This window comes from Clostridium pabulibutyricum (assembly GCF_058242705.1).
Genome location: NZ_JBZAYZ010000004.1, coordinates 126,665 through 151,716, shown reverse-complemented (window position 1 = coordinate 151,716; position 25,052 = coordinate 126,665). Strand labels below are relative to the sequence as shown.

General features: G+C 36.4%; 23 protein-coding genes. 3 read left to right on the top strand and 20 right to left on the bottom strand.

Annotated features, from left to right (window positions below; all coding sequences use genetic code 11):
* The first annotated feature begins 41 nt into the window (after positions 1-41).
* Together AC4CVH_RS07170 and AC4CVH_RS07165 are read left to right on the top strand one after the other, a co-directional pair.
* On the top strand, positions 42-953 hold the full coding sequence (locus tag AC4CVH_RS07170) for a glycyl-radical enzyme activating protein (protein WP_490787066.1): 912 nt from the start codon (positions 42-44) through the stop codon (positions 951-953).
* A 94-nt stretch (positions 954-1,047) separates the two neighbouring features.
* Entirely contained in the window at positions 1,048-1,794 is a 747-nt protein-coding gene (locus AC4CVH_RS07165) for a DeoR/GlpR family DNA-binding transcription regulator (RefSeq protein ID WP_490787065.1), read from the top strand.
* A gap of 79 nt (positions 1,795-1,873) precedes the next feature.
* Here the strand turns inward: AC4CVH_RS07165 and AC4CVH_RS07160 are convergent, their stop codons facing one another.
* The 11 genes from AC4CVH_RS07160 to AC4CVH_RS07110 form a co-directional block, all read right to left on the bottom strand.
* On the bottom strand, positions 1,874-2,788 hold the full coding sequence (locus tag AC4CVH_RS07160; RefSeq protein WP_490787064.1) for a branched-chain amino acid transaminase: 915 nt from the start codon (positions 2,786-2,788) through the stop codon (positions 1,874-1,876).
* A 106-nt stretch (positions 2,789-2,894) separates the two neighbouring features.
* The gene (locus AC4CVH_RS07155) at positions 2,895-3,347 is read right to left on the bottom strand and encodes a hypothetical protein (protein WP_490787063.1); all 453 of its coding nucleotides are present in this window, start codon (positions 3,345-3,347) and stop codon (positions 2,895-2,897) included.
* A 12-nt stretch (positions 3,348-3,359) separates the two neighbouring features.
* On the bottom strand, positions 3,360-4,145 hold the full coding sequence (locus AC4CVH_RS07150) for a DUF3100 domain-containing protein (RefSeq protein ID WP_490787062.1): 786 nt from the start codon (positions 4,143-4,145) through the stop codon (positions 3,360-3,362).
* Between the two features lie 24 nt (positions 4,146-4,169).
* The gene (locus AC4CVH_RS07145) at positions 4,170-5,477 is read right to left on the bottom strand and encodes an amidohydrolase (RefSeq protein WP_490787061.1); all 1,308 of its coding nucleotides are present in this window, start codon (positions 5,475-5,477) and stop codon (positions 4,170-4,172) included.
* 88 nt (positions 5,478-5,565) lie between these two features.
* Positions 5,566-6,126 carry a VanZ family protein gene (locus tag AC4CVH_RS07140; protein WP_490787060.1) on the bottom strand — a complete coding sequence of 187 codons (561 nt, stop codon included), beginning with the start codon at positions 6,124-6,126 and terminating at the stop codon, positions 5,566-5,568.
* Positions 6,127-6,222: 96 nt separating this feature from the next.
* A complete protein-coding gene (locus AC4CVH_RS07135; protein WP_490787059.1) occupies positions 6,223-7,383 on the bottom strand; it encodes a glycosyltransferase in 1,161 nt (386 codons plus the stop codon).
* 129 nt (positions 7,384-7,512) lie between these two features.
* A complete protein-coding gene (locus AC4CVH_RS07130; protein ID WP_490787058.1) occupies positions 7,513-8,355 on the bottom strand; it encodes an SLAP domain-containing protein in 843 nt (280 codons plus the stop codon).
* A gap of 91 nt (positions 8,356-8,446) precedes the next feature.
* Positions 8,447-9,415, bottom strand: a complete 969-nt coding sequence (gene manA, locus AC4CVH_RS07125; protein WP_490787057.1) for a mannose-6-phosphate isomerase, class I — start codon at positions 9,413-9,415, stop codon at positions 8,447-8,449.
* 15 nt (positions 9,416-9,430) lie between these two features.
* On the bottom strand, positions 9,431-10,300 hold the full coding sequence (locus AC4CVH_RS07120; RefSeq protein ID WP_490787056.1) for an ROK family protein: 870 nt from the start codon (positions 10,298-10,300) through the stop codon (positions 9,431-9,433).
* Between the two features lie 23 nt (positions 10,301-10,323).
* The gene (locus tag AC4CVH_RS07115) at positions 10,324-10,572 is read right to left on the bottom strand and encodes a hypothetical protein (protein WP_490787055.1); all 249 of its coding nucleotides are present in this window, start codon (positions 10,570-10,572) and stop codon (positions 10,324-10,326) included.
* A gap of 304 nt (positions 10,573-10,876) precedes the next feature.
* Positions 10,877-11,773: a ketose-bisphosphate aldolase gene (locus tag AC4CVH_RS07110; RefSeq protein WP_490787054.1), complete on the bottom strand. Its 897-nt coding sequence runs from the start codon at positions 11,771-11,773 to the stop codon at positions 10,877-10,879.
* A 152-nt stretch (positions 11,774-11,925) separates the two neighbouring features.
* On the opposite strand from AC4CVH_RS07110, the gene AC4CVH_RS07105 reads away from it, so the two are divergent.
* Positions 11,926-13,638 carry a WG repeat-containing protein gene (locus AC4CVH_RS07105; RefSeq protein WP_490787053.1) on the top strand — a complete coding sequence of 571 codons (1,713 nt, stop codon included), beginning with the start codon at positions 11,926-11,928 and terminating at the stop codon, positions 13,636-13,638.
* Positions 13,639-13,654: 16 nt separating this feature from the next.
* On the opposite strand, the gene AC4CVH_RS07100 is transcribed toward AC4CVH_RS07105, so the two are convergent.
* The 9 genes from AC4CVH_RS07100 to AC4CVH_RS07060 form a co-directional block, all read right to left on the bottom strand.
* On the bottom strand, positions 13,655-14,416 hold the full coding sequence (locus AC4CVH_RS07100) for an SDR family NAD(P)-dependent oxidoreductase (RefSeq protein ID WP_490787052.1): 762 nt from the start codon (positions 14,414-14,416) through the stop codon (positions 13,655-13,657).
* A gap of 35 nt (positions 14,417-14,451) precedes the next feature.
* Positions 14,452-15,483 carry an alcohol dehydrogenase catalytic domain-containing protein gene (locus tag AC4CVH_RS07095; protein ID WP_490787051.1) on the bottom strand — a complete coding sequence of 344 codons (1,032 nt, stop codon included), beginning with the start codon at positions 15,481-15,483 and terminating at the stop codon, positions 14,452-14,454.
* A 49-nt stretch (positions 15,484-15,532) separates the two neighbouring features.
* A complete protein-coding gene (locus AC4CVH_RS07090; protein ID WP_490787050.1) occupies positions 15,533-16,891 on the bottom strand; it encodes an MFS transporter in 1,359 nt (452 codons plus the stop codon).
* A gap of 94 nt (positions 16,892-16,985) precedes the next feature.
* Positions 16,986-18,239, bottom strand: coding sequence for an enolase C-terminal domain-like protein (locus AC4CVH_RS07085; protein ID WP_490787049.1), 1,254 nt, complete (start codon positions 18,237-18,239; stop codon positions 16,986-16,988).
* A 90-nt stretch (positions 18,240-18,329) separates the two neighbouring features.
* Positions 18,330-19,010, bottom strand: a complete 681-nt coding sequence (locus AC4CVH_RS07080) for a FadR/GntR family transcriptional regulator (protein ID WP_490787048.1) — start codon at positions 19,008-19,010, stop codon at positions 18,330-18,332.
* Positions 19,011-19,118: 108 nt separating this feature from the next.
* A complete protein-coding gene (locus AC4CVH_RS07075; RefSeq protein ID WP_490787047.1) occupies positions 19,119-19,508 on the bottom strand; it encodes a hypothetical protein in 390 nt (129 codons plus the stop codon).
* Positions 19,509-19,619: 111 nt separating this feature from the next.
* The gene (locus AC4CVH_RS07070; protein ID WP_490787046.1) at positions 19,620-20,762 is read right to left on the bottom strand and encodes a TolC family protein; all 1,143 of its coding nucleotides are present in this window, start codon (positions 20,760-20,762) and stop codon (positions 19,620-19,622) included.
* A gap of 17 nt (positions 20,763-20,779) precedes the next feature.
* Positions 20,780-21,907 (bottom strand): TolC family protein, encoded by a 1,128-nt coding sequence (locus tag AC4CVH_RS07065; RefSeq protein ID WP_490787045.1) that lies wholly within the window; start codon positions 21,905-21,907, stop codon positions 20,780-20,782.
* Positions 21,908-22,006: 99 nt separating this feature from the next.
* Positions 22,007-25,051, bottom strand: coding sequence for an efflux RND transporter permease subunit (locus AC4CVH_RS07060; RefSeq protein WP_490787044.1), 3,045 nt, complete (start codon positions 25,049-25,051; stop codon positions 22,007-22,009).
* Between the last annotated feature and the right edge of the window lies 1 nt (position 25,052).

Genomic DNA, 25,052 nt, shown 5'->3' with positions numbered 1-25,052 from the left:
TTGTATAATCTTATTATACAAAGGAAGAAGGTAATATCATTATGAAAAAAGCAGACCGTGATAAAACCGGTGTAATATTTAACATTCAAAAATTTAGTATCAACGATGGACCAGGTATCAGAACTGTGGTGTTCTTCAAAGGATGTCCACTTCATTGCCTCTGGTGTTCCAATCCTGAAAGTCAACTTTCCAAGACGCAAATATTTTTGGATCAGAAAAAATGTATAACCTGCCTTCATTGTATAGATATTTGTCCTATTGGTGCCATTACTTTACACAAAGAACATATACATATCAACACTGCTTTATGTAATGGATGTAGGCGCTGTGTACTGGAATGTCCTAAAAAAGCTATGGAAACAGAAGGTGAACAAAAAACAGTGCAAGAAATCATAAATGTAGTATTACAGGATCAAGTATTTTATGAAGAAGATGGCGGTATTACATTGTCCGGTGGAGAATTTCTTTTCCAGCCTCATTTTGCAGAAGAATTACTTCTTGCAGCAAAAGAAGAAGGACTTCACATTTGTTGTGAAACAACTGGTTTTGCTATTCCAGAAATTTTTAATAAGATTATTCCATATATAGATTATGTTCTTTTTGACATGAAGCACTGGAATACCGAAAAGCATAAAGAATATACAGGTGTCTATAATGAACTTCCTCTTGTTAATATGAAGTATGCAGTTAGAATAGGAAAAACTGTTCTACCAAGAATCCCTGTCATCCCGGGATTTAATAACTCTCTTGAAGATGCTGCCAGATTTGCAACTACTCTTCATACAGTCGGTATCGAAAGTTGTCAGCTTCTCCCTTTCCATCAATTTGGAGAAAATAAGTATCATCTATTAGGTCAGCCTTATCACTATGCAGATATCCCTTCCCTTCACCAAGATGATTTATATGATTACCTACAGGAATTTCATAAGTATGGAATTAATGCTTTTTTCTAATTCTTTCATGCATTAACCCTGTATTTATAACTATACGTCATTGAAAAAATAATTGTTTGTAGTATACTGATAGAAAAACAATCGAGGTGACAATATGAAACACAGATCAAATAAAATATTAGAATTTCTTACTCATCAAAATAAAATGGAAGTGTCACTTCTCTCAAAAAAACTTGGTGTTTCTCAAGTTACAATCCGAAAAGATCTCGATGCGTTGGAAAGAAAGGGAATTATTAAAAGAGAACATGGTTTTGCTCTATTATGCAGCACAGATGATATTAATGGCAGGATTGCCTACCACTACGAAGAAAAACGAAAAATTGCCCAAAAATCATCTGAACTTATTTGTAACGGCGATACCATTATGATTGAAAGTGGAAGCTGCTGTGCAGTTTTAGCAGATACTCTGACAACTACAAAAAAAGATTTAACAATCATCACCAACAGCGCATTTATTGCTGGCTATATACGTGGAAAATCTAATTTTCAGGTTATTCTTTTGGGAGGAATCTATCAACAAGATTCACAAGTCATGGTTGGTCCTATGATTCGGCAATGTATAGAAAACTTTTTTGTAGACTTGTTTTTTATCGGGACAGATGGATATAATACCAAAGTTGGTTTCACCAACCGTGATCAAATGCGTGCACAAGCTGTGCGTGACATGGCACATCAAGCCGGACAGATTATTGTCTTAACAGAAAGTAATAAATTTTCAAATAATGGTGTTGTTCCCATGAATCTAAAAGATCAAGTAAAAACTGTCATTACAGATGCGAATATTTCTGATGCTGTAAAGGCAGAACTTGAGAGCAAAAAAATTCATGTTATTATTTCCTGAATTCATCCACTTAATTTACTCTTTATATAAAAATGGAATACCAGAATGAATCCGGTATTCCATAATCATTTTCTATTTTCTAATAAATAGGAGTACAGTAATCTGCATATTTTGGATTTTTTCCTACAGTAAGCGTAAAGAACAACTCCTTGAGCTTCCTGCATATTTCTCCTTCTTTTCCATTTCCAACAATTCTATGGTCAACTTCAATTATCGGAGTTACCTCCATAGCTGTTCCACTGAAAAATACTTCATCTGACGCATAAAGTTCAGTTCTTGTAACGCTTCTTTCAACAACTTCAAGTCCAAGTTCTTCTTCTGCAAGCTTTATAACAAGGTCTCTTGTTATACCTTCAAGTATATTGTCTGAAGCTGAAGGAGTTACTAACTTTCCTTTTTTATATATGAACAAGTTTTCTCCAGGTCCCTCACAAACATGTCCCGATCTTGTAAGGAATATTGCTTCGTCAAAGCCTGCTCTATGCGCCTCAAGCGATGCAAGTGCCGAATTCAAATAAGAAGCAGTGGCCTTTACTCTAGGTGGTATCATGTTATCTTCAATCCTGCCCCAAGACGTTACCCCAACGCTCAGTTCAGATTTTCCTGCATATTTGTCAAGAGGTTGACAATATATTACAACTTTTACATCAGGATTAATAAGATTCGGCCCTATATCCTGAGCATCATTATAAATTATAGGCCTTATATAAGTAGTCCTCTTGAATTCATTTTTCTTAAGCAACTCTACAGTCCATTTGCAAAGGTCGTCCACTGTATATGGAACATTCAAGTTAAGTGTTTTTGCAGACTGAAGCATTCTTGTATAATGATCTTTAAGCCTGAATCCAAAAAGCTGTTTCTGCTCCTCGTCCCAGTAAGCTCTTATCCCTTCAAAGCATCCAAGTCCGTAGTTGAACGCCTTGCTTCTTATGCCCACACTTACTTCACTTTCATCTACAATTTTTCCTTGATAAAATACGTATGATTTTGACATCAAAAGCCCCCTTAGTTAATTTTCAAAGTTATAAGACAAAAACTATTATAACGTTACTAATTAATATACCTCTATAAAAAAGTTTAGTCAACAAATTTTGTATCTTCTAAATAAAATGGTCTAATCTCAACACCACTTCTGCAATTATTGTTGCAAAGACAAAGGTACCAGTATAAACTGTAATAGCAATTACAACTATTTTCCAGCTCAACTCTTTGAAAAGTTTCAGGTCTTTTCCAAGGGAAAGCCCTGCAAAGGCAAGTACTGGAGTTGTAAGCGCAAGCATGTCTATTTTACTCAAATAATTCGAATCTATATATGCTCCATAAGGATTTACAGGACTTGTAACAAGAACCGCTATTATTGAAACCCAAAATACTGTAGGAAGTTTCAGAGGAACAACCTTGCCTATAACCATTCCTAAAACCGTAATTCCAATCAATATTAACATTCCAATTGCACTTATCTTCAAAGATACCTTATCACTTATACTGTTACCTATCAATGCTACAAATCCGACCCACAATAAAACAAATAATTTCTGCTTCCAATTTTCCATATTCAACTTCTCCTATCTTCTTCTACCTATTTTAGGTTCAAGCCAACTGTAAAGCTTGTTTGCTACAGGAAGTGAAACAAACAGCGTAAAATATATTCCAACTATTGTTGTTATCAAATTTGAAGCTGCAGCAAAACTTGCTATTTCCTTCTGCTGTGCCGGGAATACGGATGCAATTGCCCCGGATGCCGCCGCCATCATGCTTCCCGAACCTACTCCAGATCCCATTGCAAGCGCAAGTGGATTAAATATTTTAAGCGATCCGAGATATCCTGCAAGAAGTCCTATATATATGGCTCCAAACAGAGTACCACATATGTATATGCCCATAACTCCTCTTCCCTCTGGTGAATCCATTCCATATTTTTCGGCAATAATTGCAATATTAGGCTCCCTGTCTATAGAAAATGTAGCACCTACAGCTTCTCTCTTCATTCCAAGCAGCAGCGCAATGGGAAGTCCAAGGATAACGGTTCCAAGAAAATGCCCGAGCTCCTGAAGGCAAAGTGCAATACCAGATTTAAAAAGCATCGCGATTGACGGCCCCATGGTCGCACCTATCTTTGCAACAAATATTACTACAGCTATACTCATTATAGAATTTGAAAGTTTCATTTCCTCCCTGGAGAGAATTTTTAATTTTGGGAGACTTATAATGGTTCCAAAAACCAAAGCAAAAAGCATTGGGAGTATTATAAGGTAACCCGGTCCTAATTTTATCTTCTTTTCACCTATGAATTCACAAACCACAACAAGCACCAGTGCCAGAAGACATATTTTCCAGTATTTTTTTATCATTATTTTTTCCTCCAAAATAAAATATCAGTTATAAAACTCATTCATCATGCTTAAATACTTTTCAACTGTAAATGCAGGTTCAAAATTGTCCACAATTTCCCGCCCCTTTTTACAATTGTCAAAAAGCAAATCCACAACAGTCATTGCCAAGATTTTTGCTGGCAGGACACAAGCTGCATTATAATCTTCAACATTAAAATCACTTGAATGTAAAAGTCCGCTTACACCACCGATGTAAGGATGTATTGATGGAATGAGCTGTGATACATCGCCCATATCCGTAGACGCAAAGAAATGCCCTGCATCGATTACTGCTTCTTCTGGCAGAACTCTTGTACAATTTTCTCTAAAAACACTGTTTAATTCAGTAGAACATCTAAGAGGAAGGTATCCTGGAATATTGTTTATTATAGTTTTCGCACCAACAGCATCTCCACCAGCTTTAAGCGCCCTGTCTACATTTTTATTTGCTTTTACCATGGCATCTACTGTTTTTGCGCGAACATAGCTTTCCATTCTTACATCATCCGGAACACAATTTACAACATCTCCGCCTTTTGTAATTATAGGATGAAACCTAACGCAGTCCTCATCACGAAAAGTTTCTCTAAGTGCATTGACTCCCATTATTCCAAGCATTGCAGCATTAAGCGCATTTATACCCTCTTCCGGTGCCTCTGCCGCATGTGCCACTTTTCCTAAATACTGTATTGTCTTTACTATAAATCCATTGCTTGTCTTTCCTATTGCAGCTGACGGTTTTGGGCTGTCTTTTAAAGAATGCATCATCATGGCAATATCAACATCTCCAAATTCACCCTGATATATGAGTTCCTGCTTTCCACCCATGAAGTGAATTTTGCCTTCTTCCCGAAGTTTCTGCCTGTACTCAACTTCTATGCATTCCTCCGCCGGAACAGCCATGAATGTTACATTTCCATCAAGGCCGTCCAAAGCTCCCGACAGTTTAAGTCCAATTGCAGATCCAATCAAAGCCCCAAGCTGAAGATGGTGTCCACAGGTATGTGCTGCACCAGTTTCTGGATCAGTGTTTTTGTTGCCTCTGCATATGACTGCATCCATCTCTCCAATAACTGCTACATTTACACCTTCTGAACTATCCTTCAATTTCGCCTTTACTCCGGTTATTGCAAGTTTGTCCCTATACTTAAGTCCTATTTTATCGAAAACTTCTTTTACTTTTTGGGAAGTTTTCTCCTCTTTGAAGCCAAGTTCGGGATTTTTTTCTACGGATTTAGAAAATTTTATTATATCATCCGCATTTTCGTCAATAGTCCTGCATATTAACTTTTTGATTTCTTCAATTTCCAATTTGCTGATTTCCCCCTTAATATTTGATATCAAATTGTTAAATTTATTACAATGCAATTATACATTAAGTAGCTGTATTATTCCATGCCTACTTACGCAAAGAGCTCCTCTTACCCCTATTAAAAAGCTTGTACCGTATGACGTAATATGCAAATATCCCCAAAAGGCTCCCAAAAAAATCTATTAAAACATCGCTTACAAGTGATGTCCTCCCTGCTACCAGTTGTTGGTGAAATTCATCTGTAACAGCATAAAAAAGGCATAGAAACATAATGTATATTATTGCCCGCCTTCCCTTTAGTCCAAAACTTGACAGCACAATCGACACAATTACAGCAAGTACAAAATATTCAAAAGCATGAGCATTCTTTCTTATAAAAATATTCAATCTCCCCTGCTTCGTATCTGGAATGTCAAAGGCTTTCTGTAATTTTTTCTTTAAAGAGATCTTATTTGTACCATTATCATCTTTTTGCTTATCCTGTCCAATTAAATCCTTGACTATATGGAAATCACCATGTTTTATATTTCTAAGGTCATTTAAAAAATTGTAGCTTCTATTGTTTGACTGAACTCCGTTGTTGGAGGAATTGTAAAATATAAAACCCATCCACAAAACACAGAATAAAATCACAGCTATCTTCTTCATGCAAAACACCTTCTTTTAAATAGTAAATTCATATTGGTAATGATTATAACATAAAAATAACCTGGATATTCAAATCCAAGTTAGATGATTATTTTTCTATATCAAGTGCTTTTGCAAAACCTCAACTACTGTTTTAGCACCGCCTAATGTTTCAATAGTCTTTCCCTCTCTTAACGCGTTTGCCTTATACTTGTTATTATTTTCAAATGTCTGCACTGCACTTCTCAGTGTTTTAGACGTAAACTCTTTCATTTGTAAAGATACCCCTGCATTAAGTCTTACAATTGATTCAGCATTATATTTTCGCTCAAAAACTTTTCCAGCACAGATAATTTGAGGAACTCCATACATCAATCCTGTCATAATGCTGTTTTGCCCTCCATGGTTGATATATGCTACTGCTTTCGGCATTAAATCCGCAAAGTCGAAGTATTTGTCTATAGTAATATTATCAAAATTTCTCGAAGTAAGATCAGATGAAGCAATATAAATATTGTAACTACTGTTATGAAAAGCTGAAATTAATTCTTTAACTACCTTTTTTGTTGTAATAGCACCATTTCCCATATAGACCACTATGATATTGGGATGCTTACATATTTCAACTTCACCTGGTTTAAAAAACGCACCTGTAAAAACAACTTTTTCATCGCTAAATGGCTCCAACTCGTAAGAACTGGGGACGAACTTTATATCCATCCACCTGAAAACATCCAAAATTGATGAAATTTGTGACAGACCTTTGTTTTGCAAAAATCGGCGAACTTCACCAGAATATTTTGAATTGCATGCATAAGACGTTTGAGTTGGATAGCTTATGCTCCCTGCTACAGTAACTCCCTCGAGTTTAGCCGCCACAATAGCAGTCAATCTAAATTCAGAGTATATAATGTCTGGCTGGAAATCTTGTATAGCTTTCTGTAAACACAATAAATCTTGCTCAAAATATTTTCTATTGTTTGCTCCCGTTAGCTGTAGAACTTCCTCAAAACTGTTGACTGATTTCCTTTGCTGTATTCCTAATGTTTTAGCAACTTTGAATGCTCTTTTTCCTAGCACGAGAGGAAGTCCTAAAGGAGATGGAACAGGAGCATAATAATTTTTCACATCCGTAACGGTTTTGTAATTCATATCCTCTGCTGCACAAAATGCAACATCATGTCCATTGCTCAGCAATTCATGACAAATGGCGATTGCTCTTGTCATACAGCCATTAGTCTGTGCCATAGCCGACATTGGTGCAATTAATACCTTCATATGTAAACCTCGTTAGATGATATTTGATAACTTCCTATTTCAAATTTAAACTTATCATAATAAAAGGGCTGTTCATCTCCCACTTATAGAAGACAGGAGATTTACGGCCTTTGTGTTAAATAATCAATTTTATTTTACAAGCTTGTACGCTACAGACCAGCCTTTAAGTTCCTGTGCTTTTTCAGGTTTTACATTCGTCTGGAATGCAAAATTGCAAAGCTTTGCCTTGTAAGGCCTTACAGTAAAATCTTTAAGTTCAAACTGTCTTGACTGGAACACAAGATTTTTCTCATTCAATACAGTAATAGGCATTCTGCTGAGTGTTATAGGCTTTGGTGCTGCATTTCTCATTACACATGTAACAAGAACTCTTCCATCTTGTTCAATACCAATACTGAATGTAGATATACTAAATTCGCCTTCTTCAAGTTCTGGCAGAGTTTCAAGAAAATCACCAAGCACTTTTCTGTCCTTTTCTTCCAAATCTTCAGGAAGTCCCTCAAAACTAGGTCTTACCTTGGTAGTTATTTTAAATGTACCACTTAAAACAATCTCCCAGTCTTCAGGCATCTTGTCCACCTTGACATTATCCTTTTCAAAATAAACTTTTATAGGTCTTACAGAGTGTGGCGGAAGTTTTCCAAGTCCCCTCAAATTGAAGGTTTGAACTCCAAGCGTCTCATCTTTCGAATTCTTTATGACAAGTGGAATATCCTCCAAATTTAAATTTTCCGAGAGTCCGTTTCTTACATATATTTTAGCTTCAAATTTTTCTCCTATATCATATATATATACTCCGGAAATATTAAGTTCGCCTTCTTTTATAGGAGGCAGCTCGTTTATCTCATCTTCCAGGATTTCCTTATGTACATCAGAAATTACAACATTGTCCTTCTCAAGCAGGGACAACTTTGTAGAAACATATTCATTTTTATCACTGTTCTGTGGATTGTGTTCTGCGTTCTTAACCATATTTTCCTCCATTTTAATATTTTATCTACATTATACTATAACTATCTATTTTATTCTATATTGATTGTCAATATGGAAAAATGTTCACAATCTATACTCTTTTACCCGGCTCCGAAGCAATAATCCTGAGATTCCCGGATATGCTCCAGCTTTTCACATCAAATGGCAAAATTAAATGGTCCCCTTTCGCCAGTTTGTATTCCTTTCCGTCTACTGTCAAAGTCCCACTGCCACTCAACACAGATGCAAGCGTGTACGGTGCCTCTCCTCTTTCAAATTCAGCTTTTCCATTATTACAAAGCTCCCACCTGTAAACAGTAAAAAAGTCACTTTTCACATAACAAGTCACCTTAGCATCACCTACACGGTATTCCTTTATGTCCAGCTTTGGATCAACATGAGGCACGGTTATAACAGCTATTGACTGATCTACATGAAGTTCACGTTTTTTGCCGCTGTTTGGATCAACTCTGTCGAAATCATAAACCCTGTAAGTTGTATCAGAACTTTGCTGTGTCTCAAGCGCCATGATTCCACCTCCAAGCGCATGTATGGTACCACTTGGGACATAGTAAAACTCCCCTGCCTTAACCGGTATGCGTCTGAGCAGCTTATTCCAGTCGTTATTATGAATCATTTCAGCCAGCTCTTCTCTTGTTTTTGCATAATGCCCGTAAATTAATTCAGAGCCTTCCTCCGCTTCTATAATATACCAGCATTCAGTTTTGCCCAATTCGTGTTCATGCTCCATGGCATAGGAATCGTCCGGGTGAACCTGAACAGATAAATCCATTCGTGCGTCAAGGATTTTAGTGAGCATAGGAAATTTATCCCCAGAGGCATTGCCAAATAATTCACGATTATTATCCCAAAGCTCATTCAGTGTTTTTCCTGCATAAATTCCATTTTTAATTTTAGCAGGCCCGTGTTTGTGGGCCGATATTGCCCAACATTCACCAGTATGGTCACTTGGAATATCATATCCAAATCTCTTCTCAAGCTTACTTCCGCCCCACATTTTATTTTGAAAATATGGTTTCAAAAATAATGGTTCACTCACAATTTATCTCTCCTCTCAATTTTTACAAATATCTGCAGCTGCAAGCAAACTTCCTGTAATGCCTGCATCATCTCCAAGTTTAACATGTACTATATACTTATCCACATCCGGAACAATCACATAACCATTCAGAAGTTTTAAAAATTCCCGGCGTATCATTGGAAACAATTGTTCCTGTTTCATCACTCCACCGCCTAAAATTATTATATCAGGTGAGAACGTAAGTGTATAATCCATACACGCCTGTGCAAGATAATATGCTTCAATTTTCCATGCCGGATCATCTGCAGGCACTTCAAACGCCTTCCTGCCTGTGCGTTTTTCAATTGCCGGCCCAGAAGTCAATCCTTCTATGCAGTCGCCATGATACTCACAATTTCCTTCAAACCTGTCTCCTTCAAACCTGTGCAGCAAAATATGTCCACTTTCAGGATTACTTCGTCCACAGTATAAATTTCCATGGGAAACATAGCCCACACCAACTCCCGTTCCGACAGTAACATAACATACATTTTCCATGCCTCTTCCCGCACCAAGCTTATACTCTCCATATGCGGCCACGTTTACATCCGTTGTCCACACATAAGGAACATCACAGTGTTTTCTCATCGCACCTAAAAAATCATAATTTCTCCATAAAAGTTTGGGAGTGTCTTTAATATAGCCATAAGTCGGCGACTTTGGATCAGCATCTATAGGTCCAAAAGATCCAATTCCAATTGCTTCTACCTCATACCGTTCAAAGAATTTACAAACCTTTTCCATTGTTTTCTCAGGTGTTTCAGTTGGAAATTGATCACGCTTTTCAATTTTACCTTCTCTGCTTCCAACAGCACAGACAAATTTTGTTCCGCCGGCTTCAACGGCACCCAGCAAATGTTTCATCATAATACCTCCCTTATTAAAATTTATATATCTTTTCTTCTCTGCGGCAAAGTTAACTTCTCTTTATATCCCTGTAAATGAGCATCAAAACTCAAAATCATAATACTTCCTATAGCAGGTATCTCATCTTTTGCTGTCTTTTCTAAGTACTTGGAAAATCGTGTGACTTTTTCTCTTCTAATATTTCCATTGGAAATATGTGCTATGTCATTTCCAGTTTCTATTATTGTAGCTAATGGAAGTATTAACGTATCTTCTTCACTTTCAATCAATAATTTTTATATTCATTTACTTATCCCTCCAACCATGAATAATCTTTATTTCTACTTTTATCTTTTATACTCTTCAAGACTTCATTATTTACTACAAGATCTCCTAAGCTTCCTTTAGCTAATAACTTAGGATATCTATTTATATCTATAAATTGAACAAACTCACTTCCACCGTTATCTTCATTTTTATTATACTATAATAACATGATAGCCTAATTTAAAAAACATTGGAAATATCACCTATGATATACAGTAATATTTCCAATGTTAAAGAATTACATACAGCCAGGCAATTTTTTATGGACTAAACAAATTGATTTCTCCACGGTTCAATTTCAGAATACAATTTAGCCTTGCCTACTGCATTAAATAACTTGTTTTTATGGTGTACCACTTTTTTAGCTTCTGCTATACACGATGGGAAAAGATTATTTGGATCCCATCCCTCATCCTCTCTCAAAACTTTCCTTGCCTGTTTGAAAAAAGCATATTTATAATCGGAAGAGATGTTGACTTTTGATATACCCGTTCTGACGGCTTCTGCAATCTGCTCATCCGGATTTGACGAACCACCATGAAGTACAAGCGGAATATGTACAACATTCAGTATTTCCTTGAGAATATCTATACGTATTTTAGGAGTGACATCTGAAGGATAAATTCCATGAGCAGTTCCAATTCCCACAGCAAGTGTGTCAACGCCTGTCTCTTCAACGAATTTTACGGCATCCTCGGGCTGTGTATAAATACCATTTTGCAAATGCTCTTTAATATGATTCCCCGTCTGTCCTATGGTTCCAAGTTCTCCTTCAACTGAAACTCCAACAAAATGACACATTTCAACGGTTTTTTTAGTAATTGCCACATTTGACTCCCAGGACTCGAGAGAGCCATCTATCATAACCGAACTGAAACCGTCATGAATTGCACGTGCAACATTTTTAATGGTATCTCCATGGTCAAGATGGAGTACAAATGGGACCCTGTTGCCTTTTATTCTCTGAAGTACATATGAAAAAAAGTCATCTTTTGCATATGCAAGCTCCTCAGGATGTACAGCTATTATACCAGGTGCATCATCGGCCTCGCATTGTTCAACTGCGGACTTTAACAGCTCCGCGTTGGAAACATTGTATGCTCCTACAGCAAAATGATTTTCTTTGGCTACAGACATCATTATTTTTCTAGATCTTTTTTCCATTTTATCCATCACCCTCCGGCTACATTTTCATTATATCATCTACAAAAGAAAACGCTTACTGAATTTTGTCCCATGGCAAAATACATTTTTATAAAATTGATTTAATTATAAAGCAAGCTAATGATATAATAAACTAAAAGGGAGGGAAACATATGCCAAAACTACCAGGCAGACATTTTACAATATTACTTTGCATAGGTATCATCCTTGGTACTCTTCAAGTAATACCGAACTATGCGATGGCAAAGTCTTCAAACAGCAATTACAACATATCAAAAACCAATATTCAAGCCGACAGCGTATATCCTTTTAAAAGTGGTATTGCAAAAATACAAAAAGACAATCTCTATGGTCTTATAGATACAAAAGGAAATTTAATAATAGAACCCCAGTTTACTTCCATAGGAGACTTTAAAGACGGATATGCAAAAGTATCAAAAGGTTCCAAGGTTGGTATAATAGACAAAAGCGGGAGAACAATCATAAAACCAATATACGATGATATATCCTACTTTCCAAAAGATAACGCAGCCGCTGTAAAAATTGATTCAAAATGGCAGATTGCAGATAAAAACGGCACAATTCTATCAAACTTGAAATTTGACTTTATATACGGCTTCAATGATGGATTCATGAAAGTAAGACAAAACAACAAATACGGATTTGTGGACAAACAAGGCAGCATGTTTCTAAATTGTGATTTTTCTGATGCCTCGGACTTCAAAGACGGTCATGCCGTTGTAAAGAAACAAAGCACCTGGAACATCGTGGACGAAAAGGGCAATCTTACAGTTACAGACTTTCAAGAAATGAAACAGCCGTCCGGCAGTTTGATACCCGCAGAAAGAAACGGTAAATGGGGGCTTTCAAATACAAAAGGAAAACTCGTACTTGAAGCAAAGTACGATGACATATCCTTCTTGAACAATAATCTCCTAAAAATAAAAAAGTCAGGTGAATTTGGAATTACAGACTATTCTGGGAAGGAAATACTCAGCCCCCAATTTGACAGCGTAATCCCTGCAAATTCCGGTATGTCGCTCATATCTAAAAATGGAAATTACGGGATGGTAGACTCATCGGGAAAAATTATAATACAGCCAATATACGATTGGATAGACAATTACAGTGAAGACAAGACAATAGTAACCCAGAAGGATGCCTATGGTTTTAAAAATACTTCTGGAGACATAAAAATGAAATCCAGTTTTGAAAAGATATATGCTTTCCATGAAGGACTGGCCGAAATAAAGGAAAATGGGAAATATGGTTTTATTGATGAGAACGGGAAGGTAGTAGTGGAACCAAAATTCGATTCCGCAGAAAACTTTACAGAAGGCTCATCCGTAGTCAGAAAAGATGAGGGCTCAAGAGGTGACAATGACGATATAAAGTGGAAATATATAGACAGGCTTGGTTCAACTTTGATAAACAATGATTTCGACTACGCAACAAGTTTCAACAACGGATATGCACTTGCTATAGAGGACGGTAAATGTTCGATAATAAAAAATACCAGTATCCAGACTTTAAACGAAAAAACTACAAAAGACATTTATAAAGTGTGGAAGGTCAAATTCAACAGTCCTCTTAAAGACAAAACCGAAAAGGACAAAGACGACAATGTAACAGAAAGCATAGACATGTCAATGAGAAACAATATAGAAGTATCGGACGAGAATGGAAATATCCAAAATGTATCCTTCAAATTCGAAACTCCAAGTACCATATTAATAGAACCTCCCTACGGCGGTTATGATAAAGATATGGAATATACAATAACCATACTCGACAATATAGAAAATAAATCTGGAGATAAGCTTACCTCCAATATAACAAAAATGAATTTCAAGGTAATACCTTGAAATTCATTTTTCATTTTTACTTTACCAAATACCCACCGTCAACTGGTATAATAGCTCCACCAAGGTAATCACTTGCGTGGGATGAGAGGAAAATACATGTACCTTTCATGTCGTCACCGGTTCCCCATCTGTGTGCCGGAATTCTATCAGTAATTTCCTTGTACCTTGGATTACTCTTGTCAAGAAGAGCTTCATTCATTTTAGTTGCCATATATCCAGGTGCAATGGCATTTATATTTATTCCCCTTGAAATCCAGTCATTACTCATTTCTTTTGTCATTTGTGTAACTCCACCTTTTGCTGCCGAATATGCCGGAACTGTCTGACCTCCAAAGAATGAAACCATTGACGCTATGGTAATAATCTTACCATATTTCTTTTTAAGCATTATCTTTGCAGCTTCCTGGCACAGTATAAAAACGGAATTAAGATTTACATTCAAAACAGCGTCCCATTCTTCCACAGGAAACAATTCTGCACTATATCTCCTCTGAATACCATGAGCTGTAACAAGTATGTCAAGATCTCCTCCTAGTTTTTCCACACATTCATTGAAAACATCATACACTTGATCTCTATACTCAAAATTCCCTTTTATACCATGGCACTTGAATCCTCTGTCACAAAATTTTTCTGCTACGGAGTATACTTTCTCTGAAGTTCCCACAATTGCAACTTCGCATCCTGCTTCCATAAGTCCCTCGGCCATTCCATATCCAAGACCTCTTGTTCCTCCTGTAACAATTGCCTTCTTACCCTTTATGTCAAATAAATTCATATCATTACTTCCCTTCCATAAATTTAATTAGATCTTTAATCAAACAATATTACTATTTTCTTAACTTGTGGATCTGGATTCTGAATCAAATCAAAAACTTTTTCTATCTCACTAAATTTCACAAATGTTGTAGCAATACCCTCTAGATTAAAATCACCATTCTCCATATGCTCTATAGTAGGTTCAAACTGATAGCATGACATTCTGGATCCAATAATGTCAAGTTCCCTTTGATTTATCATAGCTTGTGTTATTTGTTCAGGTTTATCCACAAATCCCATTGGAACAACCCTGCCGGCATTTCTAACTATTCCAGGCTGCATAATAAGTGTAAGAGACCCTTGAAAACATGCTGAATCAAAAGCTATGCTAACTCCTTTTCCATGCGTTATTTCCCTGATTCTTTCAACGATATCCTCATTTTTAGAATTAATTGTATAATCTGCTCCATACATTTTGGCTCTTTCAAGAGAATCGTCGTTTACATCACAGCATATTACTGTTTTACAACCTTTAGCTTTGCATGTTTGAAGAATAATTGACCCAATTGTTCCGGTGCCAAGTATAAATACAACGTCATCTTTAACCACACGTCCCCTGTTTGTACAATGTGCTCCTATGGCAAAAGGTTCTACAAGTGCAGCATCTTTCCAAGGTACCTTGTTTGATATTTTATAAACCTCATCCTGAGGGACTGTAAAATATTCTCTCCAACCTCCCTCAGCTCCACCTGAACCTCTGACTTTGACACTTTCGCACACATTTTTTCTTCCTATTTTGCATTGATAACACTCTCCGCAAGTTGAAATCAAATCAACGATTACATGGTCTCCAACCTTTACATTTGTTACTTTGCTGCCAATTGCCGATACAATTCCTGCATTTTCATGGCCTGGTATTCTTGGATATGTTGAACATGGATTGGTACCATTATATAGATGAAAATCACTTCCGCAAACACCTGCCGACTTCATTTTCACTAAAACATCATATTCATTTGTGACTTTTGGTGTAGGAACCTCCCTTATTTCATATTTATGAGGATTTAAAACAATTACTTCTTTCATTGATATATCACTCCTTTTTTATTATTTATCTTACCCTTTACGGGACAATTCACTGTTCTGCAAACTTATTTTGACTTTTTCTAAACTCTTTCAAATCAATAGGTTCAAGCTTATCCACAACAATCATGAAAAGTATTGCACCTATAAATGAAACTGCAGAGATATAATATATAGCAGCATGAAAATTATTTGTCTTCTCAAGTAAAGATCCAAAAACTATAGGAGTTATTATTCCTGATAAGTTTCCAAATAAATTGAGTATTGCTCCAACTGTACCCATTATGTTTTTTGGTATTATATCACTCATGGCAACCCATCCTAAATTTGATGCCGCATTGGCGAAAAACGCTACAGACAAGATAGTAATTGCTATTACAGGTGAACTTTCGAAGAAGTTTGTCAGGCATAATACTGATGATATGAGCATTCCAACTATCATCGGACATTTCCTTGAAAAAGTTGTACTCTTTCCCTTCTTTAATAAAGAATCGCTTATAGTTCCTCCCATGAGCACTCCTGCCATAGCCATAAGATACGGAGCACAAGCTATAATTCCAGCCTTGTTTATAGAAAGGTGGAGACCTTTCTGAAGGTACACAATGAACCATGTGAGGAAAAAATAAAGCGTTGAAGATGCAGCAAACTGTGCAATAAAAATGCCCCATACCCTTCTCTGTTTTATAACATATTTTATTTCTGCAAATGTAACCTTCTCTGCATTTTTCTCTGTACTATCAACGTCAGGATTATACCCTCCATTATTTTTTATATAATCAAGTTCAAGGTCGTTTACTTTTGTGCTCTCCTTTGGATCTCTATAAAATGTGTACCATACAAATCCATAAATAACGGCAATTCCTCCTGAGAAGTAAAATACTGACTGCCATCCAAAACTTGTTATCATAATAGACAAAACCGGTGTAAATATAGCAAGTCCTATATACTGTGCCGAAGAATACGTGCTTATAGCTCTTGCACGCTCTTTATTTGGAAACCAAAGAGATGCTATTTTAGTATTGCTTGGATATGCAGGTGCCTCTGATACCCCAATCAATACACGACAAAGTATTAGAAATGCAAATGAAGCCGCCGTAGTAGTAAAAATCTGATGGGAACTAAAACCCATTACAAAAGTGAATATTCCCCAGAAAACAAGTGCCACTGCATACAATATCCTTGGTCCCAATTTATCAAGAAGCACTCCTACCGGCAACTGTGCAATAGTATATGACCATGTGAAGGCAGAGAATAGTATTCCAAGCTGCGTGGAAGTCAGTTTAAATTGACTTTGAATTGAAGATCCACTAACTGATAAATTTGCCCTATCCATATAATTGATAGCAACAGCAATAAACAAAAGCATTAATACAAACAATCTAACTTTAGTAGGTCTTTTTTTAATTTCCATATTTCAACCCCCGATTTCTTAAACGTTTTCTCAATTCTTATTCGATGTACTTTATTGTATAAAGCCTTACACAATAAAGTACTAATTCACAGTATCATGGTGTCTGCAGTGTACCATCAATTTTTCTAGTCTGAGTCCATGTTGTTACATTATTTTCACATGGATACTTAAGAGCAGCCTTTTCATCAATATCTATTCCAAGACCAGGCTTGTCATTTGCATACACATACCCTTTTTTGTATTCCGGCAGTCCCTGGAAAACTTCAAGCAGTGCATCCTTCGGTCCCTTTAATTTCTGGATGACCGAATTAGGCGGTTCTGTACCGGACCATTCTTGGATTCCGAAGTTGTGGGATGCAATATCCAAATGAATATTTGCTGCATGTCCAACAGGAGACATATCTCCAGGACCATGCCATACTGTTTTTACTCCAAATTCTTCTGCAAATATTTGCAGTTTTCTCGCTGCTGTAATTCCTCCAATTTGACTTATATGTACTCGAATATAATCTATAAGCCTGTTTGAAATCAAGTATTTCCACTCTGAAGGATTATTAAACAGTTCTCCCTGAGCCAGTGGAATTGACGTATGGTGTCGAAGTTGTTTTATCCATTCAATTTGTTCCAGTGAAACAGCATCTTCAAGAAAGAAAAGCTTGAATGGTTCAAGTTCCTTTGCAAATCTTATGGCTTCAATAGGGCTGATTCTTTCATGAACATCATGACAAAGTTCCACATCAAATCCCACTTTGCTTCGTACATCTTCAAATAATTTCACGGTATCCCTCATATATTTACCGCTGTCTACATATATTCCATCTGGTGAACCTGCAGGTGAGTTTGAAGGAGCTTTGCCGTATCCATATCCTACACCACCATAACCTCCTGATTGACATCGAATATGTGTAATTCCCTGTTCCATATATTTCTCAATATTCTCACATATTTCGCTAATATCCCTTCCATCAGCATGTCGATATATTGGTACACCTTCCCTGCACTTACCGCCAAGTAATTCATAAAGCGGCATGTTGGCCATTTTACCCTTTATATCCCAAAGAGCCATATCAATTGCTGAAATCGCATTGTTCTCAGCAGGCCCATTTCTCCAATATGCGTTATAATGCATTAAATGCCACAAGTCCTCGATATTTGATACATTCCTGCCAACTATAAGAGGTTTTATATACTCTTCAATCAAACATTTTACCGCCAAATGCCTATATGCAAATGTTCCACAACCAAGGCCATATAATCCATCATCTGTTGTTTCAACTTTAACCACCATCAGGTTGATTCCTTCCGGGGCTGTACAAATAACCTTTACATCTTTAATTCTTACTGACATGACAACCTCCCTTATTCGTTTTCATTATTATAGCATCTTGAAAGACGTCTGACAAGTTGTTTTTTTTAAAGGCTAAAAATTATACAACCATTAATCAAACTTGCTTTTTAATACATCAATAGCCTTTTGCAAATGTTCATGCATTAATTTTTTAGCTTTCTTTGCATTTTTCACTTTCAAGGACTTTATAATTTCCACATGATAAAAAATTCCATCCTGATATCCAAATATCTCATTCAACTGCTTGTGGTTTTCAATGGTCTGCTCAAAAACTTCCCTCATACATTTTTTAATTAACGGATTATGTGACGCATTGCATATTTCTTCATGAAACAATATATCATATTTAACAAATTTATCCGGATTTCCAACGTTGATTTTCATATTGTCAACATATAATTTTAGATTGTCCATATTTTCACTAGTTGCATTTAAAGCAGCCAGATAACAACTTTCCGGTTCTACAATATTTCTAAATTCCAATACTTTGTTTAGATTGGAACAGTCATATTCATCTATAACATTAAGTCCTTCTCCAAAGACCCTTAAATCATTTGATTCCAAAAAAGTACCTTTTCCATGAACACTTTTTAATATACCAAGTGCAACAAATTGCTGTATAGCAACATGAACACTTGCCCTGCTTACTCCTAAAATTTCTGTAAGTTTATTTTCGGAAGGTATTTTTTCACCCACAATCCAATTGTTGTTTTTAATATTATCCTGCATATACCCTATTATCTCCTGTATTACATTACTTTTTTTTATCATGGAATACCAACCTCTTCCTTTGTATATTATCCAACCAAGTAATTATATAATAACACAAAAAGAGAACTGTAAAAATACAGTTCTCTTCGAGTTCTCCAGAATTAAATGTTACTTAATACTTATATTTGCCACATTTTTATTATTTTTAACTGCCATAACATATACAGGCATGTTTTTATACTCTTCTTTTAATTCTTTTGCATATTTATTTGCAAGAGCTTTTGCATCGGAGTCACTGGAACTTTCTTTTACAACCATTGTCGCTATAACTTTTTTGTCTTTAACATACACTTTTCCATTCAAAAGTATCTTTTCTTTTTTAAGTTCCTTGGTCTTGTCCTCGTTAATGGTTATATGTTCCTCTTTATTTTCCTTCGCAATCTGCGCTTTTTCTTCTGCATTTTTCACATAAGTTTTATGTCCAAAATAACCTGCAAAACATGCAATAATCACCAAAATTGCTACTATTATCCCGATTTTTTTAGATTTGGCTTTCACCTTCAACACTCTCCCTATAAAAAGTTAAAATCAATTACAACTAATTTTAACACATATATATTTTTTTTATAGAGGTATGCTGTATTCTTAATAAATTTTTAAACTCTTCATCTATTTTGTAAGATCGTAGGCAAATTTATGAGCTGCCACCATGTAATTGTTTTTTGCATCTTTCAAACTTATGTTTTCACTGTCAAGGGAAAGCTTTGCCGAATCTGCATCAAGCTGGACAGCAGTGCCCTGCTTTACTTTTTCAAGTATAGTATTGTAATTTGACTTAGCACTTTCAACCTTTGCATTTTCCGTAGTTACATTGTCTTCAAGATTCTTTAGATTGTAATAGCTGTTCCACAAATTTATTTTTGTATTTAATTCCGTATCCTTGAGACTTGACTGCAGATTTTCTACATTAAGTCCTGCATTTACTTCACCTGTTGCATCATTGTAGGAATACTGCTTGTATATGCTTTCCTGAAGCTCTGCAATTTCAATATTCTTGTTTATTTTTTCTATATTATAGCTGTTCTTGACGGAGGTTTCAATTTTTCCATTCATATCTGAATCATCGTACTTTGAATATGCGATATCTGCAGGAAGCAAGGTAAGATTGCTGTCAATATCCATATTTATAGCCTGCTTTATGCTCAAAACATCTTCCTGAAGCTTGGCTTTTGGAGAATTAAGTGATGCCTGAAGCTGACTTCTCTGGACATTCAAGCTGTCAAGCGCACTGCTTGTTGCAACTCCATTTTTTATTTTTATCTTTACCTGTTCAATCTGTGCGTCCACATTCTTTATCTGATTGTTTATGACATCTATCTTGTCCTGACAGGAAAGTGCATCCATATACTGCTGTTCTGTAGAGAACTTAAGTGTATTTACAAGCGTGTCCCTGTCATTTTTGGCATCTTTTATGTTTTGTTCGTCACTTTTCGGGAGAACGTCTGTCTGAAGTTTTATGCTTGCATACTGTCCTCTCGGATAATTTGCCTCGGAGGTACCGCTGTTTTCTATAAGCTTCGCATTCATATTATCCCTGTCAAATTGCTTCTGGTAAAGTGATATCTTCTGATCATCGGCTTTTACCTGAATATTATTTTTTTCTATATATGAAAGCACCTGATCAAGATTCAGTGTCTGGCTTCCTATTATAGACGGCCCATTACTTTCCGCAGTACTGGATGCAGCAAAGCATGTTGCATTTATACCGAATGTCAAAACAACTGCAATTATTGCACCTAATCCTTTTTTCATATTTACCCTCCCAAACTTTAATTGATTTTTGATGTATCGTATCCTATATCACATGCCTGGCCAAGCTTGTACTGTGCCAGCCATATATCCCTCTCGGCTGATTTAAGAGTATTTTGCGATGTTTTAAGTTTTATAGCCTCGTCTTCAAGGTCAAGTTTGCTTAAAACTCCCACATTATACTTCAAAAGTGCAGTATTGTAGTTCTTTTTATCAAGCTCAAGTGCATCCTTTTTTGAATTTAGAGTCTTCACCTTAATCTGAAGATCATTATATAAGCTATTTACCTCGGAAGTTATATTGGCCTTTTGAATTTCAACACTGTCTATGGCATTATCCCACTTGGCTTTTGCAAGCCTGTTTGGAACAGACTGCTTGTCCGGAAACACTCCGTCTGCAACTTCATATTCAAATTTTTGAAGCTTTACATTTTCCTGCCCTACAACAATCTCAGTCCTCTTTGAAAGAGCATCATTCAAATATTCCTTGTAGCTTCTTATGTATGGATCTTCAGTAAGCTTGTCTCTTAAAAGAACATCATATTTCTCGGACAAATCCACACCAAGGGTTTTGTTCATATTTACAACATCCATGTCATAGGCTCTCTGTGCACTGTCAAGCACGGACTTTTGGGAATAATATTCTGCTTCAGCCTGCTTTTGCTGTGCAGGAGATATAGTCCCAATCTCCAGTTTGACTTTTGCACTGTTATACTTGTCTTTTGCATTGTCAAACTTTTGTTTTGCAAGATCAAGTGCATCTTTATCGTCAACAAGTCCAGTATACTGATTATATGCAGAAAGCTTGACTTCATTTTCAGCTACGGATTTCATCTTGGTATATTTGTATTCATTAAACTTATCTTCTTTTGGGGGATTTGCTATTCCCTGCATAAGTGAAAGTATAGTATACTTATCAAGATTAGGCTCGTCAAGCTGATCTCCATAATCCGCTGTCTTTTTCATATCGGAATCATATGTGTTTTGAGCCTGCTTTATTGATATATCTATACTCTTTATCTTGTACGAATTTACTATTGTGGAATCAATGGAGCTGTCTATATCAAGAGTTTTTCCACTTGCAAAGGCCACCGTACTTGAAGAAAGCGCAATAAACATAGCTGCCGCTGTTATTTTTAACTTGTTCATATTTCCCTCCTTCTTCTTAATAAATTGTTTCTATACTAACATTTACATCATAATTTTATCATAAACTTCACATTATTTCTATAAAGCATAGAAAATACACTAATTTGTTTTTTTCTTCCTTCTAAACCTGCTTTTAAAATTGTTAAGCATGACATATATAACAGGTACAAAGAATAGTGTGAGCAGGGTTGATGTAATAAGTCCTCCTATAATTGCAAAAGCCATAGGTGCACGAAGTTCCGAACCGGAACCATTTGCAAGAGCTGTTGGAAGCATTCCAAAGATCATTGCAAGTGTAGTCATTATAATAGGTCTGAGTCTTGTTCTTCCAGCTTCTACAAGAGCATCTTTCAAATCCATTCCCTCTCCATAGTTTTTCTTTGCAAAATCAATTAGCAGAATTCCGTTCTTTGTAACAAGTCCCATAAGCATTATGACACCTATCATGGACATCATGTCAAGCTCCTTGCCTCCAATGAAAAGTCCCAAAACTGCTCCTATGATGGCAAGCGGCAGTGATAAAAGTATTGCAAATGGATCTACGAAACTTTCAAACTGGGCTGCAATTACCAAAAATACAAACAATATTCCCATGCCAAGTGCAGTGACAAGTCCGCTCATACCATCAGCCATCTGTTCCTGGCTTCCACCTGACGAAATCTCTATGCCATCCGGTATCTTGGCATTTTCCTCGATTCCCTCATTAAACAGTTTTTGAAACTTACCCTGGGAAATACCTGTATAGTTTCCCGTCAGCTGAATTTCCCTCTGCCTGTCATATCTGTTTATGGTAGATGAGGATGTTGTAAATACCTTTTTTGAAATCTGATCTAAAGGTATCATACTGCCACTTGTACTCGGTACATATATTCCATCGAGACTGTCAAGATTCTTCTTATCCGAATCTCTTAGCTGAACTCTTATATCATATCTGTCCTTGCTTGTCTGGTATTGTCCCACTACAGTTCCATTGAACAATGTTGTAAGCGTACTTGAAATTGCATCCGGTGAAACTCCAAGGTCCGCCGCCTTGTCTCTGTCAACTTCAAAATCCACCTCTGGTTTTCCAGCCTTGTAACTAAGTGCAACATCTACAGCTCCCTGAGTGTTTTTCATTACTCTTTCCGCTTTTCTTGCATATTCCTCAAGCTTGTCAAAATTATTTCCCTTTATGTGATACTGAGCTCCTTTTCCTGAAATAAACCCTCCTCCGGTAACTACTGAAATATTTATACCCGGAATACTTTGAAGCTTATCTCTCATGCTGTCTTCTATTTCATCTATACTCTGCTTTCTATCCTGCTTGTCGGAGAGTTTCACAAATACAGATGCCTTGTTCTGGGTAACCGTGGAATAGGTATACTTCACTTCCTTGTTGCTTTTAATAATTTTCTCCATGTTGTAGGTAACATCGGAGGCATTATCAAGGCTCGAGCCGGAATCAAGATCCGCTTCTATTTCAATCTCTCCAGTATCTCCCGTAGCAATAAAACCACTATTGAGTTTAGTCGCAAGTCCTATACTTCCAACCAGCATTAAAAGAGGTATCACTACTACAAGCAGCCTGTGTTCAAGTGCAACTTTAAGAAACTTTGCATAAGCCTCGGATACTCTGTCGAAAAACTCATTAAATTTGTCCAGTAATCCTCCAACTAAAGGTATCTTCTTTTCCTCTCCATTCAAATACTTGGAAGACATAAGTGGTACCAAAGTAAAGGCGACAAACAGCGATATGAGAACACTCGCAGAAACAGTAAGTCCAAACTGCACAAGAAATTTTCCTATAAGACCATTTATCATGGCAATAGGCAGAAATACAGCTACAAGTGCAAAGGTAGTCGCCATAACTGCGAGTCCAATTTCCGCCGTACCGTCTTTAGCCGCCTGAAGCACATCCTTGCCCATATTTAAATGACGCACAATATTTTCAATAACAACTATGGCATCATCTATTAAAAGTCCTACTGCAATGGAAAGTGCCATCAAAGATACAGTATTAAGCGAGAAGTTCATAAGCTTCATCATAGAAAAAGTTGAAATTATGGATACAGGTATTGTAATACCCGAAATTGCAGTACTTGCAATATTTCTGAGGAATAGGAAAACTACAACTACAGCCAGTATACATCCTTCAACCAATGTCTTCTGTACATCTTTTACAGAATCACGTATGGATGTTGAGTTATCACGCACAAGTTCAACTTTTACCCCTTTTGGCAAACTTTTTTCAATCTTCGAAAGACTGTTTTTTATATTGTCGGCCACGTCAACAGTATTCGAACCCGACTGTTTCAAAACATCGATACCTATTGCCTCTCTGCCATTGTAAAAGGATAAGCTGTCCATTTCCTTGCTTCCATCTTCAATGCTTGCAATATCCCCCAGTTTTATATTGGTACCATTTCTATTGGCGATAAGTATGTTTGAAAAGTCTTTAATATCTTTTACCGTGGAATCTGTTTTAAGCGATATGTCCGTATCCGAAGCTGATATTTTACCGTTTGAAGCATCTATATTGTCACTGCTTAATCCTTTTGTTATTTCCTGTACGGTTATACCATATTCATTGATTTTATCCTTATCCAGCTTGAAGTGTATTTCACGTTCGTGCTCACCATATGTATTGACTCCACCAACGCCACTTATAGTTTGAATCTTTTTTACAATGTCATCATCTACAAGCTCTGACATGCTTTTCCCGGACATTGAACCTGTAACTGCAAGAGAAACTATAGGCTGGGCAGCTGAATCATACTTTGAAACAACAGGCTCAGTAATATTTGTAGGCAAAGTTCCACGAATATTTGACAATTTGTCTTTTACATCCTGAACAGCCTCAGCGGAGGATTTACTGAGTTTAAATATAATAGTCGTATTTGAAACTCCCTGAGTTATAGTGGAACTTATGTGATCTACTCCCGATATTTGTCCTACGGCATCCTCAACCTTCTTTGTAACCTTGGATTCTATCTGGTCAGGCGCTGCTCCATTTTCAACTATAGTTATAGATACAGCCGGAGTATCAACATCCGGAAACTGATCAACCGACATACTTGTATAACTGACAACACCAAGTGTCAGCAGGACTATAATTATTACTGTAGCAAATACTGGCCTTTTTAAACTAAAATTTGTTAAAAACATA

What these genes read in the sequence shown, in the direction of transcription:
- AC4CVH_RS07170 (WP_490787066.1), top strand. Translation starts at nt 42, where the DNA reads ATGAAAAAAGCAGACCGTGATAAAACCGGTGTAATATTTAACATTCAA.
- AC4CVH_RS07165 (WP_490787065.1), top strand. Translation starts at nt 1,048, where the DNA reads ATGAAACACAGATCAAATAAAATATTAGAATTTCTTACTCATCAAAAT.
- AC4CVH_RS07160 (WP_490787064.1), bottom strand. Translation starts at nt 2,788, where the DNA reads ATGTCAAAATCATACGTATTTTATCAAGGAAAAATTGTAGATGAAAGT.
- AC4CVH_RS07155 (WP_490787063.1), bottom strand. Translation starts at nt 3,347, where the DNA reads ATGGAAAATTGGAAGCAGAAATTATTTGTTTTATTGTGGGTCGGATTT.
- AC4CVH_RS07150 (WP_490787062.1), bottom strand. Translation starts at nt 4,145, where the DNA reads ATGATAAAAAAATACTGGAAAATATGTCTTCTGGCACTGGTGCTTGTT.
- AC4CVH_RS07140 (WP_490787060.1), bottom strand. Translation starts at nt 6,126, where the DNA reads ATGAAGAAGATAGCTGTGATTTTATTCTGTGTTTTGTGGATGGGTTTT.
- AC4CVH_RS07135 (WP_490787059.1), bottom strand. Translation starts at nt 7,383, where the DNA reads ATGAAGGTATTAATTGCACCAATGTCGGCTATGGCACAGACTAATGGC.
- AC4CVH_RS07130 (WP_490787058.1), bottom strand. Translation starts at nt 8,355, where the DNA reads ATGGTTAAGAACGCAGAACACAATCCACAGAACAGTGATAAAAATGAA.
- AC4CVH_RS07120 (WP_490787056.1), bottom strand. Translation starts at nt 10,300, where the DNA reads ATGAAACATTTGCTGGGTGCCGTTGAAGCCGGCGGAACAAAATTTGTC.
- AC4CVH_RS07110 (WP_490787054.1), bottom strand. Translation starts at nt 11,773, where the DNA reads ATGGAAAAAAGATCTAGAAAAATAATGATGTCTGTAGCCAAAGAAAAT.
- AC4CVH_RS07105 (WP_490787053.1), top strand. Translation starts at nt 11,926, where the DNA reads ATGCCAAAACTACCAGGCAGACATTTTACAATATTACTTTGCATAGGT.
- AC4CVH_RS07100 (WP_490787052.1), bottom strand. Translation starts at nt 14,416, where the DNA reads ATGAATTTATTTGACATAAAGGGTAAGAAGGCAATTGTTACAGGAGGA.
- AC4CVH_RS07095 (WP_490787051.1), bottom strand. Translation starts at nt 15,483, where the DNA reads ATGAAAGAAGTAATTGTTTTAAATCCTCATAAATATGAAATAAGGGAG.
- AC4CVH_RS07090 (WP_490787050.1), bottom strand. Translation starts at nt 16,891, where the DNA reads ATGGAAATTAAAAAAAGACCTACTAAAGTTAGATTGTTTGTATTAATG.
- AC4CVH_RS07085 (WP_490787049.1), bottom strand. Translation starts at nt 18,239, where the DNA reads ATGTCAGTAAGAATTAAAGATGTAAAGGTTATTTGTACAGCCCCGGAA.
- AC4CVH_RS07080 (WP_490787048.1), bottom strand. Translation starts at nt 19,010, where the DNA reads ATGATAAAAAAAAGTAATGTAATACAGGAGATAATAGGGTATATGCAG.
- AC4CVH_RS07070 (WP_490787046.1), bottom strand. Translation starts at nt 20,762, where the DNA reads ATGAAAAAAGGATTAGGTGCAATAATTGCAGTTGTTTTGACATTCGGT.
- AC4CVH_RS07065 (WP_490787045.1), bottom strand. Translation starts at nt 21,907, where the DNA reads ATGAACAAGTTAAAAATAACAGCGGCAGCTATGTTTATTGCGCTTTCT.
- AC4CVH_RS07060 (WP_490787044.1), bottom strand. Translation starts at nt 25,051, where the DNA reads ATGTTTTTAACAAATTTTAGTTTAAAAAGGCCAGTATTTGCTACAGTA.